Source organism: Streptomyces populi, from assembly GCF_002911015.1.
GTDB classification, from domain to species: domain Bacteria; phylum Actinomycetota; class Actinomycetes; order Streptomycetales; family Streptomycetaceae; genus Streptomyces; species Streptomyces populi.
On record NZ_KZ626845.1, the window covers coordinates 171,981 to 180,632 of the forward strand.

An 8,652-nucleotide genomic window follows, 5' to 3' on the forward strand; every position below is an offset into this window, starting at 1 on the left:
CTTGCGCGTACTGCTGACCGGCCACCAGGGCTACCTGGGCACCGTCATGGCCCCGGTCCTCACGGCCGCCGGGCACGAGGTCGTCGGGCTGGACTCCGGCCTGTTCGCCGACTGCGTGCTCGGCCCGACGCCCGCCGACCCGCCGGGGACGAAGGTCGACCTGCGTGACGTCACGGCCGAGCACGTGGCCGGGGTGGACGCCGTGATCCACCTGGCCGCGCTGTCCAACGACCCGCTGGGGTCGCTGGCGCCCGAACTCACCTACGACATCAACCACCACGCCTCCGTGAAGCTGGCGAAGCTCGCCCGCGACGCCGGGGTGCGGCGCTTCCTGTACGCGTCGACGTGCTCGGTCTACGGCGCCGCGGGCGGCGACGAACTGGTCGCCGAGGAAGCGCCGTTGCGGCCGGTGACGCCGTACGCGGAGTCCAAGGTGCGGGTGGAGGACGACCTGCACGAGCTGGCCGACGACGACTTCACCCCGGTGTACATGCGCAACGCCACCGCCTTCGGCTTCTCGCCCCGGCTGCGCGCCGACATCGTGCTGAACAACCTGGTGGGGCACGCGCTGCTGTCCGGCGAGGTGCTCGTCCTGTCCGACGGCACCCCCTGGCGCCCGCTGGTGCACGCCGCCGACATCGCGCGGGCCTTCACGGCCGCGCTGGACGCGCCGCGCGAGGCGGTGCACGACCGGGCGTTCAACATCGGCAGCGAGACCAACAACGTCACGGTCGCCGAGATCGCCGAGCAGGTCGCCGAGGCGGTGTCCGGCGCGAAGGTGGTGATCACCGGGGAGAACGGCGCCGATCCGCGGTCCTACCGGGTGGACTTCTCCCGGTTCCGCGCGGCGATCCCCGGCTTCGACTGCGAGTGGACGGTCAAGCGCGGCGCGCTCGAACTCGCCGACGCCTACCGCGAGCACGGCCTGACCCGGGAGAGCTTCGAGCAGCGCTTCACCCGGCTCGCCGTGCTGCGCGCCGCCTCCGACGCCGGCGCCGTCGACGACACCCTGCGGTGGCGCCGGTGACCACGCGTGCAAAAGGAGGTGTCGGCGAGGAGATGCACGAGCTGGTGCGGCGGATGTACCCGCTGTGCCGGAGCATCACCGGCGACGGGGTGCGGGCCACTCTGGACATCGTCGGGGAGTACGTCCCGCTCACGGTGCACGAGGTGCCGACCGGGACGCAGGTCCTCGACTGGACGGTGCCCCAGGAGTGGAACATCAGGGACGCCTACATAGCCGACGGCACGGGCAGGCGGGTCGTCGACTTCGCCGCGTCCAGCCTGCACGTGCTCGGCTACAGCGTGCCGGTGTCGGCGACCATGCCGCTGTCCGAGCTGCGCGGGCACCTGCACACCCTGCCGGACCACCCGTCCTGGGTGCCGTACCGCACCAGTTACTACAAGCCGGAGTGGGGGTTCTGCCTGGCCCAGGAGACCCTGGACGCGATGCCGGACGGCGAGTACGAGGTGCGCGTCGACTCCACGCTCGCCGACGGCCACCTCACCTACGCCGAGCACGTGGTCCCGGGGCAGGTCGCCGACGAGGTGATCGTCTCCTGCCACGTCTGCCACCCGTCGCTGGCCAACGACAACCTGGCCGGCGTCGCGGTGGCCACGTACCTCGCACGGGCCCTCACGGAGCAGAACCCCTACTACACCTACCGGTTCGTCTTCGCGCCCGGCACCATCGGCGCGATCACCTGGCTCGCCCGCAACGCCGAGCGGATCGACCAGGTCAAGCACGGGCTGGTGCTGGCCTGCGCGGGCGACCGGGGCAGTCTGACGTACAAGCAGAGCAGGCGCGGCGACGCGGAGATCGACCGGGTGCTGCGGCACGTCCTGACCGCCTCCGAACGCCCGCACGAGATCAGGAAGTTCACCCCGTACGGCTACGACGAGCGGCAGTACTGCTCCCCCGGGTTCGATCTCGGCGTGGGCTCGCTCAGCCGGACCCCGTACGCGGGCTACCCCGAGTACCACACCTCGGCGGACGACCCGGACTTCGTCTCCCCGGAGGCGATGGCGGACACGCTCGCCGTCTGCCGCGAGGCGTTCGCCGTCCTGGACCGCAACCGGCGGTACGTCAACCTCAGCCCGTACGGCGAGCCGCAGTTGGGCCGGCGCGGACTGTACGACTCGCTCGGCGGCCGCAGCGACGCGAAGCAGGCGCAGATGGCCATGCTGTGGGTGCTCAGCCTCGCCGACGGCGGGCACACGCTGCTGGACGTCGCCGAGCGCTCGGGGCTGCCGTTCGACACCGTCGCCGCCGCGGCCGACGCCCTGCGCGACGCCGAACTGATCAAGGCGTGACGCCGATGACCACCGAGGGGGAGAAGACGAGGGCACCGGCCGGGTCCGCCAAGCGGGCCCTCGTCGGCCGGCTGTCCTGGGGGCTGGCCGACCAGGCGGCCTCCAGCGTGAGCAACTTCGCGGTGGGCATCTACGTGGCCCGCTCGCTGGGGGTGACCGCGTTCGGTGTGTTCAGCCTCGCCTGGGTGACGTACGGCGTGGTGCTCAACGTCTCCCGCGGGCTGGCCACCGATCCGCTCACGGTCCGCTTCAGCGGCCCGCCCGGCGCGGCCTGGCGCGGGGCGGTGGGCCGCTCGACGGGCACCGCGCTCGGCGTCGGCGCCGCCCTCGGCGTGGTGTGTCTGGTGGCCGGGCTCGGTCTCGGCGGCCGGGTCGGGCCCGCGTTCGCCGCCCTCGGCGTCCTGCTGCCGGGGCTGCTGCTCCAGGACGCCTGGCGGTACTCGTTCTTCGCCGCGGGCAGCGGGCGCAAGGCGTTCCTCAACGACGTCGTGTGGGGTGTCGCGCTCGTCCCGGCCATGGTGGTGGCCGCCCGCGTCGGCACCGTGGCCGCCTTCGTGCTCGCCTGGGGCGCGTCCGCCACGGTGGCGGCGGGGTACGGCTGCGTGCAGTCCGGCATCCGGCCCCGGATGACCGAGGCGCGCGGGTGGCTGCGCGAGCAGCGCGATCTCGGCTACCGGTACCTGGTCGAGAACGTCAGCCTCAGTGGCGCGAGCCAGTTGCGGGCGTACGGGGTCGGGGTGATCGTCGGGGTCGGCGCGGTGGGCGCGGTACGGGGCGCCGAGTTGCTGCTCGGCCCGTTCCTGGCCGTGCTCATGGGGCTTTCGCTGGTCACCGTCCCGGAGGCGGCACGGGTACTCCGGGCGGCCCCGCACCGACTGGGCAAGTTCTGCCTGCTCCTCGGCGGGGGGCAGGCCGTCGGCGCGCTGCTCTGGGGCTCGGCGCTGCTGCTGATGCCCGGCCGGCTCGGCGAGATGGCGCTCGGCGACGTCTGGCACTCCGCCTCCCAGCTCATCGTGCCGATCAGCCTCGGCGTCGCCGGCGCGGGCCTCGGCACCGGCGCGGCGGCCGGACTGCGCGCGCTCGGCGCGGCCCGGCGCAGCCTGCGCTGCCAGTTGTTCGCCTCCGTCTGCTACGTCGGCGGAGGGCTCGGCGGCGCGGCCGCCGACGGCGCGGTCGGCTCGGCCTGGGGCGTCGCCGCCGCGACCGTCAGCGGCTCGGCCGTGTGGTGGCTGCAACTGCGGTCCGCCCTGCGCGAGCACGCTCAAGAACCGATCCGCGAAGTGAGGACGTCATGACCGCGCAACCCAGGCTGAGCATCGGCCTGCCCGTGTACAACGGCGAGGAGTACCTGGCCGAGTCGCTCGACGCCCTGCTCGGCCAGACCTACGAGGACTTCGAGCTGGTCGTCTCCGACAACGCCTCGACCGACGGGACCGAGGACATCTGCCGCCGGTACGCGGCGAAGGACTCGCGCATCCGGTACCTGCGGCTGTCCCGGAACATCGGCGCCACGCCGAACCACAACCACGTGCTCGCCGAGTCCCGCGGCGAACTGTTCAAGTGGGCCTCGCACGACGACCTGTACGGCCGGGACCTGCTGCGCGTCTGCGTGGAGGCGCTGGACGAGCGGCCGGAGCTGATCCTCGCGCACACCGGCCAGGCGGTCATCGACGGCGACGGCCGGGTGAAGGTCCCCTACGAGTACGGGCTCGCCACCGATTCCCCGCACGCCCCGGAGCGCTTCCGCAGCCTGCTGTTCGAGCCCGGTGGCGACGACTTCTACGGGGTGTTCCGGGCCGACATGCTGCGCCGGGTGAAGCCGATGGACAGCTACCACCACGCGGACCGCACGTACGTCGCCGAGATCACCCTGCACGGCCCCTTCCACCAGGTGCCGGAGCTGCTGTACTTCCGCCGCGACCACCCCACCCGGGCCGAGCGGGCCAACCCGTCCAAGCGCGCCCGGTGCGTCAACCTGGACCCGCGCCGGGCGGGCCCGCTGCACCCGACGCCCCGGCTGCTCGCCGAGTACGTCTGGGGCTTCGCGTCGGCGATCCGGCGGGCGCCGCTGTCCGCGGCCGACCGGCGCGCGTGCTTCCGGCACCTGGCCTCGTGGATGACCAGCCGGGTCCGGCCGGGTGCCGGCGAGCGGGTCGAGGACCGCGCCCCGGTCGACCCGGACCGGCTCGACGTCTCCGTCGACGCCCTGGTCGCGGGCCGCGAGGGGAGGCGGACATGACGCCCGCGAAGGGGACCGCGGCGCGGGTCGGGGTGTTCGGGCTGCTCGGCTCCGGAAACCTCGGCAACGACGGGTCGCTCGAGGCCGTGCTCGGATACCTGCGGGACCGGCACCCGGAGGCGGCCGTGGACGCGCTGTGCGGCGGACCCGAGGCCGTGACGGCCCGGTACGGGATCCCCGCGACGCGGCTGCACTGGTACCGCGGGGAGTACCGGACCGCGTCACGGCTCGGCGCGGTCGCGGGGAAGGGCCTGGGCAAACTCGTCGACGTCCTCCGCACCGCCTCCTGGGTGCGCCGGCACGACGTGGTGATCGTCCCGGGCATGGGGGTCCTGGAGGCCACGCTGCCGCTGCGGCCCTGGGGCTTCCCGTACGCGCTGTTCCTGCTCTGCGCCTCCGGCCGGCTGTCCGGCACCAAGGTCGCGCTGGTCGGTGTCGGCGCCGCCCCGATCGGCAACCGGGCCACCCGGACGCTGGTGCGCTGGTCGGCGCGGCTGGCCGCGTACCGGTCGTACCGGGACGCCCCGTCCCGCGACGCGATGCGGGCGATGGGCGTGGACACCACGCGCGACGAGGTCCACCCGGACCTCGCGTTCTCCCTGCCGGCGCCGCCCGCGGGCGGCCCCTCGGACCCGCCGGGCCCGGTCTGCGTCGGTGTCATGGCCTTCCACGGCAGCGACGACGACCGTGCCCGGGCCGAGGAGATCCACCGGCGCTACCTCGACGGCACGACCCGGTTCGTCCGGACCCTGGCCGAGGAGGGCAGGCCGGTCCGGCTGATCACCGGTGACGACGTCGACGCGACGGTGGTCTCCGCGATCCTCGACGCGGTGGACTCGCCGCTGGTCACCGTCGCCGAACCGGCCTCGCTGGCCGACGTGATGAAGGAGATGGCGGCCGCCGACAGTGTGGTGGCGACCCGCTACCACAACCTGATCTGCGCGCTGAAGGCCGGCACGCCGACGCTCGCGCTCAGCTACGCCGCGAAGAGCGACGCGCTCATGGCCCGGATGGGGCTGGACGCCTACTGCCACCCGGCCCGCGAGGTCGACGCCGACCGGCTGCTCGAACAGTTCCGGGAGCTGGAGGAGAACGCGGCGGAACTGCGGCGGATCCTCACCCGGCGGAACCAGGACGCCGTCCGGGCCCTCGACCACCAGTTCACCGCCCTGACGGCGGCCCTGTTCCCGGCGACCGACCACGCCCCAGCACCGCGGGAGACCCCATGAGAGCGACCGAAGTCCCGACGATCGCCGGCGCGTACCTGTTCGAGCCGACGCCGTACGCCGACGAGCGCGGCTTCTTCTGCCGCACCTTCGACGCCGACGTGGTCCGCTCGGTGGGCCTCGACCCGGACGCCTTCGTCCAGGACAGCGTGTCCCGCTCGGTCCGGGGCGTGCTGCGCGGGCTGCACCTGCGGTCCGGCGCGGGCGAGGCCAAACTCGTGCGGTGCTCGTACGGAAAGATCTTCGACGTCGTCGTCGACCTGCGGGCGGACTCGCCGACGTACCGCAACGTGGCCTCCTTCGAACTGTCCGGCGAGACGCAGGTGACCCTGTACATCCCCGCGGGGTGCGCGCACGGCTTCCAGGCCCTGACCGAGACCGCCGACACCTCCTATCGGATCGACCGCCCGCACGATCCCGCCGAGGACGTGACGATCGCGTTCGACGACCCGGAGCTCGCCGTTCCCTGGCCGCTGCCGGCCGTATCGATGTCCCAACGGGACCGGGAGGCGCCGAGCCTCGCCGAGGTCCTGAAGCACAGAGAAAGTTGAGGTCCCCGTGGACACCGAAGAGCTTCACCTGCCCCTGTCGCGGACAGCCAACGAGCGGCTGCACGCCTTGGTCCCCGGGGGCGCGCACACCTACGCCAAGGGCGACGACCAGTACCCCGACAACCTGGCCCCGGTCATCAGCCACGGCAACGGTGCCCACGTGTGGGACGTCGACGGCAACCGCTACATCGAGTACGGATCCGGCCTGCGCTCGGTCAGCCTCGGCCACGCCCACCCGCGCGTGGTCGAGGCGGTGCGGCGCGAGCTCGGCCGCGGCAGCAACTTCGTCCGGCCCTCCATCGTGGAGGTGGAGGCCGCGGAACGCTTCCTGGCCACGGTGCCGACCGCCGAGATGGTCAAGTTCGCGAAGAACGGCTCCGACGCCACCACCGCCGCGGTACGCCTGGCCCGCGCCGCCACCGGGCGCCCGCGGGTGGCCCTCTGCGCCGACCACCCGTTCTTCTCCGTCGACGACTGGTTCATCGGCACCACACCGATGTCCGCGGGCATTCCGGCGGAGACCAACGACCTCACCGTGACGTTCCCCTACGGGGACCTGGCCGCCACGGAGGAACTGCTCACCCGCCACCAGGACGAGATCGCCTGTCTGGTCCTCGAACCCGCCACCCACACCGAGCCGCCGCCCGGGTACCTCGCCGGCCTGCGCGAGCTGGCCGACCGGCACGGCTGCGTCCTGGTCTTCGACGAGATGATCACCGGCCTGCGCTGGTCCGAGGCGGGTGCCCAGGGCCTGTACGGCGTCGTCCCCGACCTCTCCACGTTCGGCAAGGCGCTGGGCAACGGATTCGCCGTCTCCGCTCTGGCCGGGCGGCGCGAGCTGATGGAGCTGGGCGGGCTGCGCCACTCCGGCGACCGGGTGTTCCTGCTGTCCACCACGCACGGCGCCGAGACGCACTCGCTGGCGGCCGCGATGGCCGTGCTCACCACCTACACCGAAGAGGGCGTCACCGCGCGGCTGCACGCCCTCGGCGAGCGGCTCGCCGCCGGTGTCCGCGCGGCCGCGGCCGACGCGGGCGTCGGCGACCACGTCGTCGTCCGGGGCCGGGCCAGCAACCTGGTCTTCGCCACCCTCGACGAGAACGGGCGGCCGTCGCAGGAGTACCGCACCCTGTTCCTGCGCCGGCTCCTCGCGGGCGGGGTGCTGGCCCCGTCGTTCGTGGTGAGCAGCGCGCTCGACGAGGCCGACATCGATCACACCGTCGACGTGGTGGCCCAGGCATGTGCGGTGTACCGCAAGGCGCTCGACGCCGCCGACCCCACCCCCTGGCTCGCCGGGCGGCCGGTGAAGCCCGTGTTCCGCCGCCTGGCGTGACGAGACGTCAGCGACGCTCCCGCCGGCCGGTGTCGGACGTCCGGCCGGCCGTGCGGTCCGTCGTGCGGTCGGCCGCCCGGTCGACCAGCCACGCGGTCGCCGGGACCACCGCCAGTGCGGTGCACCAGCCGCCGAGGACGTCGGTCGGGTAGTGCGCGCCCAGGGCGACCTCGGCCCAGCCCATGGCGGCACCGGCGGCCAGTACCGCGGTGAGCACGAGGGAGGTGCCGGCCGTCCTGCCGAGGCCGGGCCGGTCCGCCGCGGCCAGCGCCACCACGAGGGCGAGCGTGGTGGCGAAGGCGGTGTGCCCGCTCGGATAGGACAGGTTGTCGCCGTGGATGGTGCGCCCCACCAGGGACTTGAGCAGCGTCGACGTCCCCACGGTCAGGCCGGCGCCGGCGACGACGAGCACGGCCGTACGAGGACGCCGGAGCAGCAGGCAGCCCGCCACGACGGCCGTGACCAGCGCCGCCGATCCCACGGGTTCCCCCAGGAAGTCCAGGGCCAGGGCGACGTGCCGCCACGACGGCCCCACGCCGTACACCGTCGCCATGATCCGCGCGTCCGCCCTGCCGGGCCCGCTGTCACCGGCGTACAGGACCCCGAGCGCGACGACCACCAGCGCGGCGAGGACGGCGACCGTCCCGAGCCGGCGGCACAGCGACGGGGGCAGTACGGCGGGTGCCGGCCGGCCCGTCGCACGACCACCGCGTCCGGCCGACCCGTGGTCCTCCCCCGTGATCGGCGGACGGTGTTCCACCACACCGACCGACGCGCCCTTCGGCTTCTGCTCGTGCCGACTCCCCACCGACGAGCCCCCCGTCGTCCCCGACTCGGCCCGTGCGGGAGCCATCAGCCTGTGCGGCCCCCGAACTCGCCGGCCTGTTCGTCGCCCTGGTCATGGGCACCGGAATCAGTCTCTGCCCGCCACCCTAACCAACAACGCGGTCACGGCAGGCCGCCGCCGAGAAGTCCGCGGGCCCCTGTTCC

8 protein-coding genes are annotated in these 8,652 nt (G+C 73.6%); 7 read left to right on the forward strand and 1 reads right to left on the reverse strand.

Annotation, left to right across the window (positions count from 1 at the left end; all coding sequences use genetic code 11):
* Nucleotide 1 precedes the first annotated feature (1 nt).
* Genes CW362_RS05575 through CW362_RS05605 form a run of 7 tightly spaced genes read left to right on the forward strand, consistent with a single transcriptional unit; the run spans nucleotide 2 to nucleotide 7,662 of the window.
* Complete coding sequence (locus tag CW362_RS05575) at nucleotides 2-1,027, forward strand: NAD-dependent epimerase/dehydratase family protein (protein WP_103548214.1); 1,026 nt, start codon at nucleotides 2-4, stop codon at nucleotides 1,025-1,027.
* Between the two features lie 32 nt (nucleotides 1,028-1,059).
* A complete protein-coding gene (locus tag CW362_RS05580) occupies nucleotides 1,060-2,313 on the forward strand; it encodes a DUF4910 domain-containing protein (protein WP_103548215.1) in 1,254 nt (417 codons plus the stop codon).
* Nucleotides 2,314-2,318: 5 nt separating this feature from the next.
* Complete coding sequence (locus tag CW362_RS05585) at nucleotides 2,319-3,608, forward strand: MATE family efflux transporter (protein WP_103548239.1); 1,290 nt, start codon at nucleotides 2,319-2,321, stop codon at nucleotides 3,606-3,608.
* Entirely contained in the window at nucleotides 3,605-4,552 is a 948-nt protein-coding gene (locus tag CW362_RS05590; RefSeq protein WP_103548216.1) for a glycosyltransferase family 2 protein, read from the forward strand. The genes CW362_RS05585 and CW362_RS05590 overlap by 4 nt, the downstream gene beginning before the upstream one ends.
* Nucleotides 4,549-5,781, forward strand: a complete 1,233-nt coding sequence (locus CW362_RS05595; RefSeq protein ID WP_103548217.1) for a polysaccharide pyruvyl transferase family protein — start codon at nucleotides 4,549-4,551, stop codon at nucleotides 5,779-5,781. The genes CW362_RS05590 and CW362_RS05595 overlap by 4 nt, the downstream gene beginning before the upstream one ends.
* Nucleotides 5,778-6,329, forward strand: a complete 552-nt coding sequence (gene rfbC, locus CW362_RS05600; RefSeq protein WP_103548218.1) for a dTDP-4-dehydrorhamnose 3,5-epimerase — start codon at nucleotides 5,778-5,780, stop codon at nucleotides 6,327-6,329. The genes CW362_RS05595 and rfbC overlap by 4 nt, the downstream gene beginning before the upstream one ends.
* Before the next feature lie 7 nt (nucleotides 6,330-6,336).
* Nucleotides 6,337-7,662 carry a glutamate-1-semialdehyde 2,1-aminomutase gene (locus tag CW362_RS05605; RefSeq protein WP_103548219.1) on the forward strand — a complete coding sequence of 442 codons (1,326 nt, stop codon included), beginning with the start codon at nucleotides 6,337-6,339 and terminating at the stop codon, nucleotides 7,660-7,662.
* A gap of 7 nt (nucleotides 7,663-7,669) precedes the next feature.
* Here CW362_RS05605 and CW362_RS05610 read toward each other — a convergent pair whose 3' ends face one another.
* Nucleotides 7,670-8,470: a phosphatase PAP2 family protein gene (locus tag CW362_RS05610; protein ID WP_420856859.1), complete on the reverse strand. Its 801-nt coding sequence runs from the start codon at nucleotides 8,468-8,470 to the stop codon at nucleotides 7,670-7,672.
* Between the last annotated feature and the right edge of the window lie 182 nt (nucleotides 8,471-8,652).

Coding starts and splice junctions, on each gene's coding strand:
- CW362_RS05580 (WP_103548215.1), top strand. CDS start 1,060: ATGCACGAGCTGGTGCGGCGGATGTACCCGCTGTGCCGGAGCATCACC.
- CW362_RS05585 (WP_103548239.1), top strand. CDS start 2,319: ATGACCACCGAGGGGGAGAAGACGAGGGCACCGGCCGGGTCCGCCAAG.
- CW362_RS05590 (WP_103548216.1), top strand. CDS start 3,605: ATGACCGCGCAACCCAGGCTGAGCATCGGCCTGCCCGTGTACAACGGC.
- CW362_RS05595 (WP_103548217.1), top strand. CDS start 4,549: ATGACGCCCGCGAAGGGGACCGCGGCGCGGGTCGGGGTGTTCGGGCTG.
- rfbC (WP_103548218.1), top strand. CDS start 5,778: ATGAGAGCGACCGAAGTCCCGACGATCGCCGGCGCGTACCTGTTCGAG.